Origin of the sequence: Microbacterium abyssi (assembly GCF_015277895.1) — a bacterium.
GTDB lineage: Bacteria > Actinomycetota > Actinomycetes > Actinomycetales > Microbacteriaceae > Microbacterium > Microbacterium abyssi.
In genome coordinates, this window is sequence record NZ_CP063815.1 from 651,487 (window position 1) to 669,599 (window position 18,113).

18 protein-coding genes are annotated in these 18,113 nt (G+C 68.5%); 7 read left to right on the plus strand and 11 right to left on the minus strand.

Going from position 1 to position 18,113, the window contains the following annotated elements:
• Nucleotides 1-31: 31 nt before the first annotated feature.
• Nucleotides 32-517, plus strand: coding sequence for an FBP domain-containing protein (locus IM776_RS03160; RefSeq protein WP_194421604.1), 486 nt, complete (start codon nucleotides 32-34; stop codon nucleotides 515-517).
• Between the two features lie 129 nt (nucleotides 518-646).
• On the opposite strand, the gene IM776_RS03165 is transcribed toward IM776_RS03160, so the two are convergent.
• The 5 genes from IM776_RS03165 to IM776_RS03185 all read right to left on the minus strand — a co-directional run bounded on the left by IM776_RS03165 (nucleotide 647) and on the right by IM776_RS03185 (nucleotide 5,406).
• Entirely contained in the window at nucleotides 647-1,858 is a 1,212-nt protein-coding gene (locus IM776_RS03165; protein WP_194421605.1) for a kynureninase, read from the minus strand.
• Nucleotides 1,859-2,719, minus strand: coding sequence for an amidohydrolase family protein (locus tag IM776_RS03170; protein WP_228479896.1), 861 nt, complete (start codon nucleotides 2,717-2,719; stop codon nucleotides 1,859-1,861).
• Complete coding sequence (locus IM776_RS03175) at nucleotides 2,719-3,603, minus strand: tryptophan 2,3-dioxygenase (protein WP_194421607.1); 885 nt, start codon at nucleotides 3,601-3,603, stop codon at nucleotides 2,719-2,721. Before IM776_RS03175 ends, IM776_RS03170 begins: the two co-directional genes overlap by 1 nt.
• A 35-nt stretch (nucleotides 3,604-3,638) precedes the next feature.
• Nucleotides 3,639-4,691 carry an alpha/beta hydrolase gene (locus tag IM776_RS03180; protein WP_194421608.1) on the minus strand — a complete coding sequence of 351 codons (1,053 nt, stop codon included), beginning with the start codon at nucleotides 4,689-4,691 and terminating at the stop codon, nucleotides 3,639-3,641.
• A 121-nt stretch (nucleotides 4,692-4,812) separates the two neighbouring features.
• Nucleotides 4,813-5,406 carry a TetR/AcrR family transcriptional regulator gene (locus IM776_RS03185; RefSeq protein ID WP_194421609.1) on the minus strand — a complete coding sequence of 198 codons (594 nt, stop codon included), beginning with the start codon at nucleotides 5,404-5,406 and terminating at the stop codon, nucleotides 4,813-4,815.
• A 72-nt stretch (nucleotides 5,407-5,478) separates the two neighbouring features.
• Here IM776_RS03185 and IM776_RS03190 point away from each other — a divergent pair, with 72 nt between their 5' ends.
• Entirely contained in the window at nucleotides 5,479-6,186 is a 708-nt protein-coding gene (locus tag IM776_RS03190) for an MBL fold metallo-hydrolase (RefSeq protein ID WP_194421610.1), read from the plus strand.
• A 220-nt stretch (nucleotides 6,187-6,406) separates the two neighbouring features.
• Here IM776_RS03190 and IM776_RS03195 read toward each other — a convergent pair whose 3' ends face one another.
• The 4 genes from IM776_RS03195 to IM776_RS03210 are packed head-to-tail and all read right to left on the minus strand — an operon-like array spanning nucleotide 6,407 to nucleotide 10,602.
• A complete protein-coding gene (locus IM776_RS03195) occupies nucleotides 6,407-6,994 on the minus strand; it encodes a cysteine hydrolase family protein (protein WP_194421611.1) in 588 nt (195 codons plus the stop codon).
• Complete coding sequence (locus tag IM776_RS03200) at nucleotides 6,991-8,439, minus strand: purine-cytosine permease family protein (RefSeq protein WP_194421612.1); 1,449 nt, start codon at nucleotides 8,437-8,439, stop codon at nucleotides 6,991-6,993. Before IM776_RS03200 ends, IM776_RS03195 begins: the two co-directional genes overlap by 4 nt.
• Before the next feature lie 15 nt (nucleotides 8,440-8,454).
• Nucleotides 8,455-9,288 (minus strand): EamA family transporter, encoded by an 834-nt coding sequence (locus IM776_RS03205; protein WP_194421613.1) that lies wholly within the window; start codon nucleotides 9,286-9,288, stop codon nucleotides 8,455-8,457.
• Between the two features lie 33 nt (nucleotides 9,289-9,321).
• Nucleotides 9,322-10,602: a M18 family aminopeptidase gene (locus tag IM776_RS03210; RefSeq protein WP_194421614.1), complete on the minus strand. Its 1,281-nt coding sequence runs from the start codon at nucleotides 10,600-10,602 to the stop codon at nucleotides 9,322-9,324.
• 226 nt (nucleotides 10,603-10,828) lie between these two features.
• Here IM776_RS03210 and IM776_RS03215 point away from each other — a divergent pair, with 226 nt between their 5' ends.
• A complete protein-coding gene (locus IM776_RS03215) occupies nucleotides 10,829-11,695 on the plus strand; it encodes an EamA family transporter (protein WP_194421615.1) in 867 nt (288 codons plus the stop codon).
• 9 nt (nucleotides 11,696-11,704) lie between these two features.
• Here the strand turns inward: IM776_RS03215 and IM776_RS03220 are convergent, their stop codons facing one another.
• The gene (locus IM776_RS03220) at nucleotides 11,705-12,361 is read right to left on the minus strand and encodes a response regulator (RefSeq protein ID WP_194421616.1); all 657 of its coding nucleotides are present in this window, start codon (nucleotides 12,359-12,361) and stop codon (nucleotides 11,705-11,707) included.
• Nucleotides 12,362-12,636: 275 nt separating this feature from the next.
• Between IM776_RS03220 and IM776_RS03225 the strand changes: the two genes are divergently transcribed.
• The 4 genes from IM776_RS03225 to IM776_RS03240 all read left to right on the plus strand — a co-directional run bounded on the left by IM776_RS03225 (nucleotide 12,637) and on the right by IM776_RS03240 (nucleotide 17,031).
• Nucleotides 12,637-13,734, plus strand: a complete 1,098-nt coding sequence (locus IM776_RS03225) for a sensor histidine kinase (RefSeq protein WP_194421617.1) — start codon at nucleotides 12,637-12,639, stop codon at nucleotides 13,732-13,734.
• Nucleotides 13,735-14,097: 363 nt separating this feature from the next.
• The gene (locus IM776_RS03230) at nucleotides 14,098-15,237 is read left to right on the plus strand and encodes a TIGR03364 family FAD-dependent oxidoreductase (protein WP_228479897.1); all 1,140 of its coding nucleotides are present in this window, start codon (nucleotides 14,098-14,100) and stop codon (nucleotides 15,235-15,237) included.
• Nucleotides 15,231-15,941, plus strand: coding sequence for a phosphonatase-like hydrolase (locus tag IM776_RS03235; protein ID WP_228480014.1), 711 nt, complete (start codon nucleotides 15,231-15,233; stop codon nucleotides 15,939-15,941). The genes IM776_RS03230 and IM776_RS03235 overlap by 7 nt, the downstream gene beginning before the upstream one ends.
• A 1-nt stretch (nucleotide 15,942) precedes the next feature.
• Nucleotides 15,943-17,031, plus strand: a complete 1,089-nt coding sequence (locus IM776_RS03240) for an alcohol dehydrogenase catalytic domain-containing protein (protein WP_194421620.1) — start codon at nucleotides 15,943-15,945, stop codon at nucleotides 17,029-17,031.
• Here the strand turns inward: IM776_RS03240 and IM776_RS03245 are convergent.
• Complete coding sequence (locus IM776_RS03245) at nucleotides 17,018-18,073, minus strand: hypothetical protein (protein WP_194421621.1); 1,056 nt, start codon at nucleotides 18,071-18,073, stop codon at nucleotides 17,018-17,020. The two genes, IM776_RS03240 and IM776_RS03245, sit on opposite strands and share 14 nt — an antisense overlap.
• Nucleotides 18,074-18,113 lie beyond the last annotated feature (40 nt).

An 18,113-nucleotide genomic window follows, 5' to 3' on the forward strand; every position in this document is an offset into this window, starting at 1 on the left:
TCATCCTCGAGTCTGAACAGAGAGCATCATCATGCGTCCCCTCACCGAGCGCGACATCCGCGCATCCTTCATCAACGCCTCCCGCAAGGAGGTCTCCTCCCTGACTCTGCCGTCCGGCTTCGTCGAGATCGACTTCGATCGGCTCGACTTCCTGGGCTGGTCGGATCAGAAGTTCGCCCGCCGCGCCTATGTGGTCACCGAGGTCGACGGCGTGCTCACCGGCGCGCTTCTCCAACGTGCGGAGCAGCGCGTGCTCGCTCGAGCCCAGTGCTCGTGGTGCGATGACGTCACGCTCCGAAACGACGTGCAGTTCTTCTCCGCCCGCAAGGCCGGTGCCGCCGGGCGCAACGGCGACACCATCGGCACGCTCGCGTGCGCCGAGTTCGGGTGCTCGCACAACGTCCGGCTGCTGCCGCCGCTCGCCTACGAGGGCTTCGATCGAGAGGCCGCACGGGATCAGCGCATCGAGCGGCTCGGCGAGAACGTCAGGGCGTTCCTGCGCGCAGTCGCCGACTGAGCCCTCACTGTTGAGCGGAGGCTGCGGCCTTTCCCTGCGGGTCGTTGAGCGAAGGCGGCGGAGCCGCCGAGACGAAACGCGTTGAGCGACGAGCGCAGCGAGGAATCGAAGCGTACCTTCGGCCCCAGCTCAGCTCAGCTCATCGCGCACGGCCAGCACGCCGCTGAGCGCCTCCGCGTACGAGGTGCTCAGCGGCGACAGCCCGAGGCGGATGCCGTCGGGGAAGCGGAAGTCCGGGATCACGCCGTCCGCCCACAGCCGCTTCGTCACCTCGGCGAAGTCGGGGTGGCCGATCGTGACGTGTCCGCCGCGGAGCGCGGCATCCCTCGGGCTGAGCAGCCGCACGCCGAGCGGTGTCAGCTCCTCGTCGACGGCGCGCACGACGAGGTCGGTGAGCGCCTTCGACTTCTCCCGCACGGCGGCGATGGTCGCCTCCTCGATCAGGTCGAGCATGCCCTGCATGGCCAGCATCCCGAGCACCGGTGGGGTGCCGCTGATGAACTGACGGATGCCGGCGGCCGGCGCGTACGCGGAGCCCATCGCGAACACGTCGCCTGCGCCCATCCATCCCTGGATGGGCTGGCGCAGCAGGCCGTGGTGGCGCGCGTTCACATAGGCGAATGCGGGGGCGCCCGGACCGCCGTTGAGGTACTTGTAGGTGCATCCGACGGCGAGGTCGACGCCGCATTCGTCGAGCTCGACCGGGATCACGCCCACCGAGTGGCACAGATCCCACAGCATGAGCGCTCCCGCGTGGTGCACGGCATCCGTGATCGCCCTCATGTCGGCGAGCGCCCCGGAGCGATAGTCGACGTGGCTGAGGACGACGAGAGCGGTGCTCTCGGACAGAGCGGCTTCGACGTCGGCGAGCTGCACGCCGGCGACCGGGTCGGGGCTGATCCACCGCAGCGTCAGCCCGCGCTCTGCCGCGATGCCCTCGGCGATGAACCGGTCGGTGGGGAAGTTGCCCTCCTCGATCACGATCTCCGATCGGTCTGGAGATGCATCGACCGCCGCGCGCATCAGCTTGTACAGCAGCACCGTGGTGGAGTCGGCGACGACCGTCTGACCCGCCGCCGCGCCTATCGCGACCCGGCCGATGCGGTCGCCGAGCTGGATCGGCAACTCCATCCACTGCTCGTCCCACGAGCGGATCAGTCGCGTTCCCCAGTCCTCGCGCACGAACGCGGCGAGGCGATCCGGCAGCTCCCGCAGCGGACGGCCCAGCGAGTTGCCGTCGAGGTACGCGCTGACACCTGCGGCCGGGACGAACGCATCGAGGTGCGCGGCGAGCGGATCGCGGGCGTCGAGGTCGCGGGCTTCGGCGGGCAGATCGGACATTCAGGCCTCCAGATCGGCGGGAGTGAGGGGACGTGCCAGCAGAGGATCGAACGCGTCGCCGGGAAGGAAGAGCCACGGCTCACCTGTCAGAGGGGCGAGGGCGCGCAGCAGATCCTCGCCGTCGATCCCGGCTTCGCGGAGCGCTGCGATCTCGTGAGGATTCAGCCCCGCCGGGGTGGAGCCGTTGCCCATGTCGGTCCCGTACAGCACGGTCCCGCCCGCCTCGTAGAACCGGCGGACGTTGTCGACCGCGATCTCGTAGGCCTCATCGCCGTGGATCGCGAGGGTGGAGACCCATTCCGCGGATTCCGCCTGCAGATCGATCTCGGGCTCGGTCAGCCGCTCGGTGAACGGCGCATGGGCGAGCCTGGTCGCGCCCATGCGGACCACCCGCTGCGCCTCGCCCGCGCCTTCCGCGTGCGCGACGACGGGCATCCCGCTCGCCGCGCTCAGCCTGACGATCTCCCGGAACAGCTCATCCGTGAACACCGGCCCCGCCGTGCTGTTGCCGGCGACCTTGATGCAGGAGGCGCCGGCATCCTTCATCTCGGCGACCGCGCGGGCCGCGGCATCCGCATCGGCGATCTCCCGCACCGAACCCGTCGGTGCCCACGAGCGGTCGGAGGGGTAGCCGCCGGGCGGGGTGAGGAACGCCCCCGCGAAGGCGATCTCGACGCCGCGCTCGTCCCACTCCGGAGACGTCGCGGCTGCGGCCAGCACCTCCGGGTTCCCACCGAGGTCGATGACCCGACCGAGCACCGATCCCGCCAGGCCGGAGGGATCGATGAGCTGCACATGCACGTGATGGTCGGTGAATGCGCCGGTGATGAAGCCGCCGGGCACACGGCGCACCCCCCGCATCACGCTCCGATCTCGGTGCGCACCGTATACAGCTCGGGGAAGAAGGTCAGCTCGAGCGCCCGCTGCAGGAACCCGACGCCGCTCGACCCGCCGGTACCCGGCTTCATCCCGATCGTGCGGGTGACGGTCTTCAGGTGGCGGAAGCGCCAGAACTGGAAGTTGTCCTCCAGGTCGACGAGATCCTCGCAGGCCTCGTAGAGATCCCAGTGGGTGTGCGGATGCTCGTAGATCTCGCGGATCGCCGGCACGAGCGAGGGGTGCGGTCGGTACGGCTCGCGGACGTCGCGCTCGAGGATCTCGGCCGGGATCGGGATGCCGCGCCGCGACGCGTACCGCAGGAACTCGTCGTACAGCGTCGGTCGCTCGAACTCGGTCGTCAGAAGCGCGAGGTTCGCCGGGTGATCGCGGAACACCGACAGCATCCGCTCGTTCTTGTTGCCGAGCGCGAACTCCACCGCCCGGTACTGCACCGACTGGAATCCGGATGAGTTGCCCAGTGCCCCGCGGAACTGCGCGTACTCGGTCGGTGTGAGGGTCGCCAGCACCGACCACTGCTGCGTCATGACATCTTGGATGCGCTTGACGCGCGCCACGCGCTTGAGCGCCTCGCGCAGGTCGTCGCTCGCCAACAGGTCGCGAGCCGATGACAGCTCGTGCAGCAGCTGCTTGAGCCACAGCTCGGTGGTCTGATGCTGGATGATGAACAGCATCTCGTCGTGGTGCTGGGGCTCGCTCACAGGGTGCTGAGCGGAGAGCAGCCGGTCGAGACCGAGGTACGAACCGTAGGTCATGCGACCGGAGAGGTCGGTGACGATCGTGTCCTCCAGCGCCCGCTGGTTGTCCGCGGAGCCGCCGGTGGAGTCGTCCGTCGAGTCAGTGCCCATGACTCCCGAGGATATCCCGAGCGATCGGTCCGGCGTCAGGGCTGAGTGGTGTGTGCAGCCAGGAAGTCGATCGTCTGCTGCAGTGCGGCCTGCGCATCCGGCATGTCGAGGTGGAACTGGTACTCGTGCGGCAGTTCCGGTTCGTGCGCTGCCGGCCAGAACAGTGTCGTCACATCCACGCCGAGCGCCTCCAGGCGCTTGGCCATCGGGATCGACTGCAGCCAGGTCAGCCCGTCGCCGTTGCCGCCGGAGATGTACGTGGTGGGGAAGTCGGCCGTGACCCAGTCGATCGTCGACATCGTCGATCCGGTGGCGCCCTCGGCCCAGGTCCGGTCGCCGGCGTACGCCCACATCGCCGACTTCAGTCCCCAACCCCCGATGCCGTCCAGGGCCGCGAGCGCGGCGAGGTCGTAGACGCCGCAGTTGAGCACCGTCGCGACGACCTGGTCGGCATCCAGCGCCGGTTCGACGGACATGATCTCGGCGTAGGCCGGGTTCGTCATGATGGTCGCCATCTGACTGGCCAGCTGGCCTCCGGCGGAATCCCCCGCGAGCACGATCTGCGAGGGATCGACATTGAGATCTTCGGCGTTCGCGTCGATGTACGCGAGCGCCTGATTGATCTGGCCGACGGCGGTCGGATACTTGCCTTCCGGGCCGATCGTGTAGTTGACCGCGATGGTCGTGTACCCCTCGGTGGCGAGGATGCGCATGTACGGGTCGACGTTCTCCTTCGAGCCCGAGATCCAGGCACCGCCGTGGATCCACACGATCGTCGGCAGCGGGTCGGTGGCGGATGCGGGGGTGAAGACGTCCATGGTCGTATCGGCGCCGTCGTCACCGTAGGAGACGTCGAGCGTCTCGGTGAGCTCGATGTCGGGGACATGCTTGTCCATCTCCGCAGCCGTCGCGTCACCGCCTTGGGTGAACACGGCACGGATCACCATCGCGGAGGGCCACGGCGTGATGGCTCCGACCGCCGCCACGACGAGCACGATCGCGATGAGGATGCCGACCGTGATCTTCGTCTTGTGCCATCGGCGATGCTTCGGCTCGGCGGAAGTCTCGTCGTTCACGTGCGCGCTCATGTAGGCCCCTCCGGGAATCAGTGTGGCAGAGCCGAGTGAGGCTGTGCCCGTTCGGGTCGCACTTCTCGCCGGTGTGGCACGGGCAAAACGGCAGAAACAGCGACCCGAATGCTCTTGCGCCTCACTCTGCGATGAGCCCGTGGACCAAGCGGTCAAGTCCGTAATCGAAGGCCTCATCGACGTCGCCCCCCAGGCGGAAGGCACCGGCCAGCTCCATCTGCAGGAAGCCGGTCGCCCACGCGGTGAACAGGCGCGCAGCCTCGAGGGCGTCATCGTCGCCGACGAGGGCACGCGCTGCGCGGAGGACCGGTGCCGCCGCGCGCTCGAGCGTGTCGAGCGGTGCGGATGCCGTGAACATCAGCCGGAACCCCTCCGGATGTCGGTGCGCATAGTCCCGCAACGCTTCCGCGAGCCCAATCAGCTCCCCGCGAGATCGCATTCCGCGGCCGAGATCGACGGAGTTTCCGGGCGTTTGAGCCGCGGAATGCAATCTCGCGCCGGCGTCGAGCCGGTCGGTGAGTTCGTCGATGGTCGCTTCGGCCACCGCGGTCAGAAGGGCATCCCGGTTGCGGATGCGCTTGTACAGGGACGGTGCGCGCACGCCGACGCGAGTGGCGACGGCCTGCATCGTCAGCCCGGCGGGCCCGTCGGATTCGAGGATCTCGCGGCCCGCCGCGACGATCGCGGCCTTCGAAGTGCGCTCGGGTGTCGGCATCCATACCTCCATGGCTATTGACATTAGCCATGATAGCTACGTATCGTAGCCATGACAACCGGAAGGACTGCCATGAAGCTCGCACCGCACCTGCACCGACTGGGCAACGATCTCGTTGCGTCGTACCTCATCGACCTGCCCGAGGGCATCACTCTCGTCGATGCCGGCTTGCCAGGGCACTGGAGTGACCTGCAACGCGAACTCGAGGCCATCGGCCGTCCGCTCTCCGATGTGCGTGGGCTCGTTCTCACCCACGGCGACAGCGACCACATCGGCTTCGCCGAGCGGCTGCGGCAGGAGATCGGCGTGCCGGTGTTCATCCATGCCGCGGACACGCACCGCGTCCGTACCGGCGAGAAGCCGAAGACGCCGATGGGGCCCGCGCGCATCGGCCCCGTGCTGGGATTCTTCGCCTACGGGCTGCGCAAGAACGCGATGCGCACGCGGTACGTGCAGGACATCGTCGAGGTCGCAGACGGTGACGTGCTGGACCTGCCCGGCACACCGGTGGTGATCGGGATGCCGGGGCATTCGCCCGGCAGCATCGCCGTGCACGTTCCGTCGGTGGATGCCGTGTTCGTCGGCGATGCGCTCACCACCCGCCATGTCCTCACCGGTCGCGAGGGCGCCCAGCCCGCACCGTTCACGGATGAACCCGCAGAGGCGATGGCATCCCTCGACCGGCTCGCCGGGCTGACGGCATCCTGGGTGCTGCCGGGGCACGGCGCTCCCTGGCAGGGTTCTCCCGCCGGCATCGCCGCCGCCGTCCGCGCGGGTTGACGCGTCCGCCAGTAGCCGCGGGTCGTTGAGAGCCCTTCGACTCGCTGCGCTCGCTCAGGAACCGCTACGCGAGACGAAACGGGTGAGCGCCCTTCGACTCGCTGCGCTCACTCAGGAACCGCTTCGCGAGTCGAAGCCTTCCGGAAGGCGATGGCTTCGACTTCGGCGCTTCGCGCCTGCGCTCAACCCGTTTCGTCTGCGCGGCCTCCGGCCGCTTCGCTCAACGACCAGAGGCGCGACGCCTCGCGAGCACCTCGGCGGTCGTCGCCAGCGTGATCTGCGGCGGGTACAGGCCCATCACGTGCACGGCGGCGGCGTGGTTCTCGGCCGTCGAACCCGCACACGCGTCGGTCGCGACGGTCACGTGAGCGCCGGCATCCGCCGCGACCAGCGCCGTCGAGAGCACGCAGCAGTCCGTCGAGACGCCGGCGAGAACGATGCGGCCGCCATGGCCGACGATCGACTCCAGCTCCGGGCCCCACTTCCCGAACGCCGGCAGGTCGAGGGTCGCCCGGGGCGACAAACCCGCGGCATCCGGAACCAGGTCGAACAGGGCGTCCGTCGGCGGCTGATCCGCGAACGGCCAGGCCGCGAAGTAGTCGCCCCACGACGTCGACCGATCGGCGGTCGGCATCCAGCGGGTCACGATCACGCGCTCGCCGAATGCGTCGGCGAGCGACCGGATCCGCGGCATTGCCTGCGCGAAGAACGGCGAACCCCAGGCGGAATCGGCCGAGGCGAAGATGTTCTGCGGGTCGATGACGACCAGCCACGCCTCATCGACGACCACCGGGAGCGGGTTGCTCACGCTTCCTGCTGCCGGATCTTCGCGGCCCGCGCGAACCAGGTCACCAGGAACGACAGCGCCAGGGCGACGAAGACTCCGAGGTTCGCGTACGCCCACTCGCCGTCCCGGCCGCCGATGAGGAACAGCAGGTAGCCCTGCCAGTTGTTCCAGGCGGCCTCCGCGGCGAAGTTGTTCACCACGAGCCCCCAGCCGATGACGGAGGCGACGATCATCGTGATGATCGAGGTCCAGTCCCACGCTCCGTAGCGGCCGCTCGCGTCGAACAGGGCGTCCTCGTCGTAGTCCTTCCTGCGGCGCAGGATGTCGGCGATCAGGATTCCGGCCCACGACGCCAGCGGAACGCCGAGCGTGATGAGGAAGGACTGGAACGGCCCCAGGAAGTCGGTCGCGAAGAACACCACCCAGATCGTGCCGAGCGTCAGGATGACGCCGTCGATCGCCGCTGCGGACGGGCGGGGGATCCGGATCCCGAGGCTGATCAGCGTCAGCCCCGAGGAGTAGATGCCGAGCACGGCGCCGGAGACCAGGGCCAGCACGGCCGTGAGTAGGAACGGCACGAGCACCCAGATCGGCAGCAGCGTGGCAAGCGCGCCGATAGGGTCGGCGCCGACCGCCGCCATCAGCTCATCGTCGGATCCGGCCAGCAGCAGACCGAACACCACGAGAAGCACGGGGGCGATCGCCCCGCCGAACGTGTTCCAGAAGACGATCGCGCCGTCGGACGCGGTGCGCTTCTGATACCGCGACCAGTCCGCTGCGATGTTGATCCAGCCCAGGCCGAAGCCGGTCATCACCATCACCAGTGCGCCGATCACGGCGCCGATGCCGCCGGCGGGTCGCGCCATGACGGCCTCGAAGTCGATGTGCGGGATGGTCAGGATGACGTAGAGGATCGTGACGACGCCGGTGATCCACGTCAGAACCGACTGCATCTTCATGATCGTGTGGTAGCCGAGAACGGATGCTGCGACGATGAGCGCCGCGACCACCACGGTCGCGATGATCTTCAGCGCGACGCTGTCGCCGTCCCCACCGAGCTGCGTGATGACGGTGGCCGTGGCGAGCACCGCCATGATCGCCAGGAACGTCTCCCAGCCGATCGAGGTCAGCCAGGACACGATGCCGGGCACCTTCTGCCCGTGCACCCCGAAGGCCGCGCGCGAGAGAACCATGGTCGGCGCCGAGCCGCGCTTGCCGGCGATCGCGATCAGTCCGCACAGCGCGAACGACACGATGATGCCGATGACCGACACCAGCGTCGCCTGCCAGAACGAGACTCCGAACCCGAGCACGAACGATCCGTACGACATGCCGAACACCGACACGTTCGCCGCGAACCACGGCCAGAACAGGTCGCGCGGCTTCGCCGTCCGCTCGGACTCGGGGATGATCTCGATGCCGGCGCGCTCGATCAGCGCTGGGCCCGCTGCGATCTTCTCTGACATGCCCCCATATTGGCACTAGGCGGAGCTGAGCAGCACCACTGCCAGGGTCGCGCCGACCAGACCGGCGATCTGACCGCGCGTGCAGCGCTCGCGTAGGACGAAGACCCCGAGCAGCACGGGAATCGCCGGGTAGAGCGAAGCCAGGGTGACGGCGATCGACAGCAACTCCTCGCGGGTCGCGAGGAGGTACAGCGTGAGGCCGATGGCCGCTCCCGCGCCGATCAACAGTGCCTTCGCCGTGTCGGGCCACGTGAACGGCCGCACGCGGCGGATGGGCAGCACCGTTGGCGTCAGAACCACCACGGCGGCGATCCGGCCTGCCGCCACCGCCCACAGACCGCTCTCGGGACCCGCCAAGCCCAACCCGATGTACTGCACCGTCACACCCGCGCTCGCGATGAGCCCGTCACGCACCGCACCCGGCTGCGCGCCGTCCGTGCTCCGACCACGGGAGACGAGCCACAGCGCCGGGAGCATGACGATGAAACCCACCCATGCAAGAACTGAGGGCTGTTCGCCGAGGAACAGGACACCGGCGAGAACTGACAGCGCGACGCCGGTGACGGCGCTGATCGGCAGCACGGTGCTCATCGCGCCGCGCGAGAGTCCTCGGTTGAGGAAGAGCATCGTGACTGCGCTCCCGATCCCGGAGAGCGCACCCCATGACAGATCGGTCGCCTCCACACGTTCGGCCGGTACGATCATCGCGAGGACGAGCGCGCACACCAGACCGCCGATCTGGCCCACCCAGGCGACGAAGGCGTAGTGGACCCGTCGTGACAGGATGCCGCCGGCGAAGTCGACGATGCCGTAGGCGACAGCGGAGGCGAGTGCGAGACCGATTCCCACTGCATCCTCCTGCTGTCGGCGCGAAAGCGAGCGTCAGGCCGAGAAGAAGGCCTCCGCGACGCGGGTCAGGTCGTACAGGTCGCTGACGCCGGCGAGCTCGCGGGCCGAGTGCATCGACAGGATCGGGATGCCGACGTCCACCGTGCGGATGCCCAGACGCGTGGCCGTGATCGGGCCGATCGTCGAGCCGCACGGCACGGTGTTGTTCGAGACGAACTCCTGCGAAGCGACCCCCGCCGTGGCGCACCAGTGCGTCCAGGCGGCGGAGCCGACGGCATCGGTCGCATACCGCTGGTTGGCGTTGATCTTCAGGATCGGCCCGGATCCCAGCAGCGGTTGCACCACCGGGTCGTGCTTGAAGACGTAGTTGGGGTGCACCGAGTGGCCGACATCGCTGGAGAGGTGCCAGGATGCCGCGAACGCGCGGCGCTGCTCGGTGGCGTCCGCTCCGAGACCGGCGTAGACACGCGACAGGATGTCTTCGAGGAACGGGCCGGCCGCACCGGAGCGCGAGGCGGAACCGAGCTCCTCGTGGTCGAACGCGGCGAGGACGGCGATGTGGTCCGAGCCCTTCGAAGCGCCGGCCAATGCGACGACGCCGGCATGAACGGAGGCCAGGTCGTCCAGGCGTCCGCTCGCGAAGAAGGCGTCGTCCTTGCCGAAGACGGCACCGCGCGCGGAATCCGCGACGACGGCGTCGAAGCCGCGGACGTCGGCGGCGTTCACGCCCGCAGACGACGCCAGCTCGCCGAGCAGGTCCTCCTCAAGGGGGTCGCCGAGCCCCCACACCGGCTGGGTCTGCTGCTGCTTGTCGAGCGTGAGCGCCTTGTTCGCCTCGCGGTCGAGGTGGACGGCGAGCTGGGGCAGGCGCAGCAGGGCGCCGGTGTCGGCGAGCACGACGCGGCCGTCGGCGAGCGCGAGCCGGCCGGCGAGGCGGAGCTCCCGATCGAGCCACGAGTTCAGGAGAGGGCCGCCGTAGATCTCGACCCCGGCCTGGAGCCAGCCGCGTGACCCGGTCGTCGGCTGCGGCTTGAGCTTGAAACCGGGCGAGTCGGTGTGCGCACCGAAGATCTGCGCGGGCGTCGTGGGCGCAGCATCCTTCGGCACCGCCCACGCGATGACAGCGCCGTCGCGCACCACGACGAAGCGACCGCCCGGTTGCGCGGGCCATTCATCCTGTTCGTCGAGACGCATGAATCCGGCATCCTCGAGGCGGCGGGCCACCTCGGCAGCGGCGTGGTAGCTCGAAGGGGAGGCAGCGACGAAGTCGGCGAGATCCTCGGCGTGGGAGAGTGCTGCGGCGGTGACGACCATGGGTTCGATCGTATCCGCGACCGACGGACCCTGTGCGTTCGCACCCGTCCCTGCGGCGTTCACACCATGGTGTTAGGGTGTCGCTCGACAGTGCCTAGGGTTCCGGGGCTCACGCCCGACTGGTCCGAGCGGCACCACGACTCGTCTTCGCAGACGGTCGTCATCTGACAGGACAAAAGCCCGGAGGAGCCCGTTCGTCGCGCCCGCCGACGGACAGAAGGCTCCCATGTCCGCACTCGCTCTCGTCCTCGTCTTCTCCGCCGCCGTCACGCACGCCGTGTGGAACATCATCGCTCACGGCATCAGTCGCGCCGGCATCCCGTTCCTGTGGTGCGGGGCCGTAGCCGGCGCCGTCATCTGGGGCGCCGCGATCCCGTTCACCGGCGGCATGGGCGAGAGCGACTGGACCGGCTTCCTGATCGGCGTCGGCATCTCGGGCGTTCTGCACGTGGCCTACATGCTGGTGCTCCAGCACGGCTACCGCGTCGGCAACCTCTCCACCGTGTACGCGACAGCGCGGGGGAGCGGACCGTTCCTCGCCGTGATCGCCGCCATCGTGCTGCTGGGCGAGCGGCCTTCCGGCTGGGCGCTCGCCGGGGTGCTGGCGATCGTCGCCGGGGTGGTCGCGCTCGGACTCGTCGACCGTGCACCGCGAGGCGAGCGGCAGCGCGGGCTGGACCCGTCGATCGTCTTCGGACTCTTGACGGGTGTCGCGATCGCCACTTACACGATCTGGGACACCCACGCCGTTCGCGAGTGGCATCTCGCCCCCGTGCCGTACATGGTCGGCACCTGCGTCATGGAGATCGTCGTGTACTCGGTGATGCTGCATCGCCGGTGGCGCGAGACCGTCGCCTTCGCCCGGTACCAGTGGCGCCGCGTGCTCGTCTTCGGATTCCTCTCGCCGCTGTCGTACATCCTCATCCTCGTCGCGGTGACGATCGCACCGGTCGCGCTCGTCGCGCCGCTGCGCGAGGTGAGCGTCGTGCTGGTGAGCCTGTTCGGCGTCTTCGCGCTGAAGGAGAGCCGCCCCGCCGCGAGGCTGGCGGCTTCGGGAGTGGTGGTGGCAGGTATCGTCCTGCTCGCTGGATGACCGCGCCGGTCAGCGGAAGTTGACGAGCCCCGCCTGCGCGGCGGTCACGAGGATCTGCACACGGTCGCGCAGGTGCCACTTCGACATGATGCGCCCCAGGTGGGCCTTGACGGTGCCTTCCGAGACGATGAGCGCCCGTGCGATCTCGGCGTTCGACATGCCCTGCGCGAGGCACTGCAGCACTTCGCCTTCGCGGTCGGTGAGGGTCTCCAGCTCGTCGGCGCCCACTCCTGTCGGCGCCTCATCGCGGACGTGCTTGATGAGCAGCGACGCGATGGATGGCGAAAGGGAACTCGCGCCGCTGTACACCTCGCGAACCGCGGCGAGGATGCTGGCGGCACTCGAGTCCTTGAGCATGTAGCCGGATGCGCCTGCACTCAGCATGGGCAGCACCGTGTCGCTGCCGTCGAGGGTGGTCACCGCGAGGACTCGCACATCGGGCCAGCGTTCCGCGATCGCCGCGGTGGCCTCGATGCCGTTCATCTCGGGCATCTGAACATCCATCATCACGACGTCGGGGCGGTCGCCCTCGATGAAGGAGATCGCCTCGAGGCCGGTCTCGGCCTCGCCGATCACATCGACCTCAGGATCGCGCGCGACGAAGTGCGCCAGCGCGGTGCGGACCAGAGGGTCGTCGTCGACGATGAGAACGCGGATTTGCGGCATGGGGGAAGCCTAATGGCGGGCAGTGCTGCCCATGGTGGCGGTATAGACGTTTGGCTATTAAAGAGTGAACGGTAGTCAGATGTGCACGTGTGGCATTGCCGAGAGGATGAATACAGACATCCGACGAAAGACCTTATGAGGCGGTGAACTACATGACTATTTGGGAGCAGCTTGCGCGCGCCTTCGGCATCATTCGCTAGGATACCTGGCGAATAGGAGATACGGAAGATATGGCTTTTGGCCCGCCGGTTCGAGAAGAACCCAGCATTCTCCGCATGACGCGATCAGAATCGCTTGGCGTTCTCGAGCGCATCGCGATCCTCGTTGTGATCGGTGTCCTCGTAGCAGTCGACATCTTCAACTTCTTCCTCGCCTCCGACGTCGATCCCTTCGTCACCGTGCTCAGCGTGGCGACGACATCGACCTTCGCACTTTTTCTGTGGTCGCCATGGGTGGCAACCGCCTCGTTGGGGGTGGTGTTCATCCTGTCGTTCTTCACAGGAACGCAGTTCAGCGTCATCTTCGCCGCCGCCGTCGCGGCGGGGCTTGTGATGAGGCTCGGTACGACCGCCCTCCTGCTGTCATACCTCGGTGGATTCTTCGTCGCCACTGCTGTCGTCGCTTTCAGCGATCTGACGGTTCCGGTGAACGTGGGTGTCAACCTCATCATCGCTACCGTGGCAGGCGCGATCGGCTTCGCACTGCGCGTGGCCTCCGCGCGAGGTCACCGGCTGGAAGAGCAGCTTGTGATCCAGGCCGAACAGGAACGCGAAGCAGTACTCGCCGAGCGGCGGTGGATCGCAGGCGAGCTTCACGACAGCATCGCCCACCACCTCACCGTCGTCGCACTGCACGTGCAGATGCTCGACGATCCTGAGATCAGCCGTGATTCGCAGGAGGCGATACGAGCGGCCGCCAAGAAAGCGATGGCCGATCTGCGTTTCGTCATCGAACTCGCCGACGACGGACCACGCAACTCGGCCGTGCAGACCGGCGACCTCGCCGAAGCCGTGGACGAGGCGCGATCCGAGATCGAATCCGCAGGGCATCCGGTGGTCAGCGGCGGCGACCCGCGCGACGAGCGCCTGCCTCGCGTCGCCGAGATCGTCCTGGCGCGAATCGTCCGCGAGTCGGCGACGAACATCCTCAAGCACGCCGGAGCGGGCGAAGTCAGCATCCGGCTCGACGTCGACGACGATTCGGCTGCGCTCTCGATCCACAGTCCCCTTCCGGCGACTCCACGGCGGGATCTTCCCTCCAGTGGCACCGGTCTCAACCGCATGGCGGAACGCGTGATCGGCGCGAGCGGTGAGTTCAGCGCCGAGGCAGTGGACGGTCAGTGGCGCGTTTCTGCACGGCTGCCGATCACATAGGCGCCGGCTCTGCGGCCCGATCTGGACGAAAGTCCACCACAGTGTCGACGTTCGTAGCTTATGACTTGCAATGACAAGTTCTAGCGTCGAAGTACCCCAGAAATAGCGTCCCCAGCGCTGACCGCGGGCGTGAGAGATCTGATCGCCACGCTCGCGGTTTTTTCTGCCCGCGAAACCGCGTTTTTTGCCCGCGAAGCCGTGTTCCGGCCGCTCGTTCAGCGTGCGTTCACCCGCTGAGAGTCCGGTGGAATGTCGGGTGAACGCGAGGGAAACTCTCCCGGGTTCGGCGGGGGACCGCAGGTGTCGGGTGCGACAGTGGATCTCAATCCCTCGCACCGAAAGAGCATCATGACGCGGCATTCCGTGGCCTCAGACACAGCCGATCTGGTCGTCGTCGGCGCCGGCATCGTCGGCCTCGGCGCCGCATACGCCGCCGCGCGTCGTGGCCTGCGTGTGATCGTCGTCGATCGCACGGCAGGGCCGATCGGTGCGACGATCCGCAACTTCGGCCACCTCTGCATCGGTGCACAGACCGGCCTTGCCCGCGAGTTCGCAGACACCGCACGGGAGACGTGGCTGCGCCTGGCGACGGATGCCGGATTCTGGCTGCGCGAATCCGGAACCCTGATCGCTGCACGCCAGGGTGACGAGCTCGCCGTGCTCGAGCGCGCGTCTGCCGACGGCGGGGTTCGGATGCTGACGGCCGAGGAGCTGCGGCGCCATGCCCCGCTGCGCGCGGATGCCGTCGTCGGCGGCGCGCGCATCGCGTCCGACCTGCAGACCGACCCGCGCGAAGCCGCCAGCGCGATCGTGCGGCATCTGGTCGCACTCGGCGTCGAGTTCCGCTTCCGCACCGCCGTCACAGCGGTGTCCGGCATCCGCGTCGAGACCACGCGCGGTGCGATCGACGCCGGCAGGGTCGTCGTCGCCATCAATCACGACCTCGATCAGCTCCTCCCTGACCTCGCCGAGCGGGTCGGCGTTGTCCGCTGTGCCCTCGACATGATGAGGGTGAGCGCGACGATGCCGCGCACGCTCGATGCGCCGCTCCTCACGGGGTGGTCGCTGCTGCGCTACGGCCGGTTCGGCAGTTACCGCGAGACCACCGCACTGCGTGAGCGGATGCACGCTGAGCGGCCCGACCTCGCCGCCCTCGATCTGAACCAGATGTACACCCAGTTGCCGGACGGCTCGCTCATCCTCGGCGACTCGCACAGCCGCGGCATCCAGCCCGCTCCGTTCCAGCCGGAAGCCGCCTTCGATGCCTTTCTCGAAGAGGCGCGGGCGCTGTTCGAGATGGAAGGCATCCGCGTCATCGAACGCTGGCAGGGCGTATACGCATCCGGGCCGGACGAGTTCCTCATCGAGGAGCCGGAACCGGGCTTGCACGTCATCGCCGCGACCACCGGCATCGGCATGACCTGCGGCCTCGGCCTTGCCGAGCACACGCTTCGAACCGCAATCGAGCGGGCACCGCAGCCCGCGCAAGGAGGAGAATCATGACCGCCATCGAACTCGTCGTCCTCGACATGGCAGGAACGACCGTCCGCGATGACGGCGTGGTGGAGCAGGCGTTCCAGCGCGCGGCCGAACGCACCGGCGTCGCAGATCGGATGCCGTGGCCGGACGCGCTGCAGTACGTCCGCGACACCATGGGGATGTCGAAGATCGATGTCTTCACGCACCTCGCCGGCGGAGACGTCGCGGCGGCCGCCGCCGCGACCGCGGCGTTCGAGGGCGCATACTCCGACATCATCGCCGAACAGGGCGCCCTGGAGATCCCCGGTGCCGCCGAGGCGATCGCCGGACTCCGCGATGCCGGGCTCAAGGTTGCCCTCACCACTGGATTCGCGCCCGTGACCCGCGACGCGCTGATCGACGCGCTCGGTTGGCGCGACCTCATCGACCTCGCGCTCTCACCGGTGGACGCGGGCCGTGGCCGGCCGGCTCCCGACCTCGTGCTGACCGCGCTGCTGCGCACCGGCACGTCCTCCGTGCGGGCCGTAGCCGTCGTCGGCGACACCAGCAGCGACGTCGAATCTGGACGCCGGGCCGGGGCCGGATTCGTCGCCGGCGTCCTCAGCGGCGCGCACGACCGCGATGCACTCGCCGGCGCGGATGCCGTGCTGGACGACGTCACATCGCTGCCGGCGGCACTCGTCGAGCGCAACCTCGTCGCCCGCGCTCTCGTAGCACGGACGCCGTGACATGCGTGTGCTGGCGCCGCATGAAGAACGGCACGACGTCAATCTGAGACCCGCGGCCACCGCGAAGGTGTGGCTCGGCTCGGGCCAGGAGCACGAGACGGTTGCCGTGCCCGGGGTAGCCCTCGGCCACAGCGATGCTCTGGTCGCGATCGAGCTTTCGACGATCTGCGGATCGGATGTGCACACCGTCGCCGGTCACCGCTCAGCACCGGCCCCGCTGGTGCTGGGCCACGAGAGCGTCGGGCGGATCATCGCCCTCGGCGAGCACGGCGTGAAGGCGGTCGATGGCACGGATCTGCGCATCGGCGACCGCGTGGTGTGGTCGGTCACAGTGTCCTGCGGCACGTGCGACCGCTGTGCCGCGGGGCACGCGCAGAAGTGCCGGACGCTCGCCAAGTACGGTCACGAGCGGATCGGTCCGCGCTGGGAGCTGACCGGAGGGTTCGCCAGCCACGTCCACCTGCGCGCCGGTACGGCGATCGTGCGCGTACCCGAGGCGCTGCCCTCTGCCGTGCTCGCACCGGCGTCGTGTGCGACGGCGACCGCATGGGCGGCCGTGAGCCGCGGATCTGCGGGGCGCCTGCTCGAGGGCGTTCGCGTGCTCGTCTACGGCGCCGGACTCGTCGGGCTGTCGGCAGTCGCGATCGCGGCGGATGCCGGCGCTCGGGTCACTGTCATCGACCCCTCGGCACAGCGGAGGGCGTTCGCCGAGCGGTTCGGGGGGAACGCGGCGACGGCGGCGACGGAACCTGCGGACATCGTGATCGAGGCATCCGGTCACGCCGTCGCCGACGCGATCGCCGCGGCGGACGTCGGCGGCACGGTCGTGCTCGTCGGCAGCGTCTTCCCGGCCGACCCCGTGCCCTTCGACGCTGAGGATGCCGTGCGGCGCCTGCTCACGATCACCGGCGTTCACAACTACACGGGCCGGGAGCTGGCGGCTGCGGCGGGATTCCTCACCGGTACAGGACGCGCCTATCCCTTCGCCGAGGTCGTCGGCGAGGTCTTCGCGCTCGACGAGGTGGATGCGGCGATCGCCGCGGCATCCGCACCAGGAGCGCCGTTGCGCGTCGCGATCAACCCGCGTTGACCCTCTCGAACTCATCGCCTGAGGGCGTCCGCGTCGTCTGAGCGAGGATCGGCACCAGCCGAGCGGCGGCGAGGAGCGCAGCGGAGGCGAGCGTCGCCAGAGCGAGGCCGGGCTGCGCGATCGTGGCAGCAGCGAGGAGCACACCAGCCATGATCCACAAGAGGCGGAGTACGGACCCGCGGTGCATCGGCGCGACGACCGCGAGGATCAGGCCGGCGATCGCGAGCAGCGCACCGATGCCGACATTGATCGCCCAGACGCTCAGCCAGGTCTCACCAGTCGGCAGCGGATCGGTGCGGGGGAGGGTGGCCGCACTGAGCCAGCCGGCCGACCACAGCAGCGGCACAAAACCCAGGATCGTGAGCGTCGTGCGCCGAGTGCCCTCGCGCGATGCGCCGAGCAACACGAGGATCCCGGTCAGCAGTGCGACGGCCGATCCGGACAGGAGCGCGAGGCCGGGGAAGATGTAGCCGATGCCGTCGGAGCACATCCAAGCACCGGCGGCCTCTCCCTCGGTGCCGTAGGAACACCCGACGTGGAGCTGTTCGCGCAGCATCCCGACCGCGCCCAGCGATGAGAACAGCGCGAGGAACCCGCCCGCGATGAGAATCAGCAGGCGCGCTGTGAACGACGGGTCGGTGTGGCGCAAGGTCGGCGCGCTGGTGAGCTGACGGGCGGCGGCACGAGCGACGGAGATGTGCAGAACTGTCGTCACCGCCGCCGTGACGACCATCGGCACGAAGTAGTAGCCGCGGGTCAGCACCCAGGACGCGAAAGCGGCGAGTGCGATCGATGCCGCCCCTGAGATCGCGAGGGCCCGAAGGGTGGACGCGGTCAGGGTCGATGCGAGCAGGGTCAGTCCCATCGACACGACACCGATCAGCAGACCGAATCCGCCCATCAGTGAAAGAGAGAAGACGCTCAGCGGCACCCCGAGCATGATGCCGTAGACGACTGCGGCGATCACACCGCACAGTCCACCCACCGCGACGGGCACCCACGCCGTGCGCCGTGCACCGGCGGCGATCCGAGTCGATGTCACTCGTCGAACCTATCGCGGCCCGCACGATTGGACGAGGGTG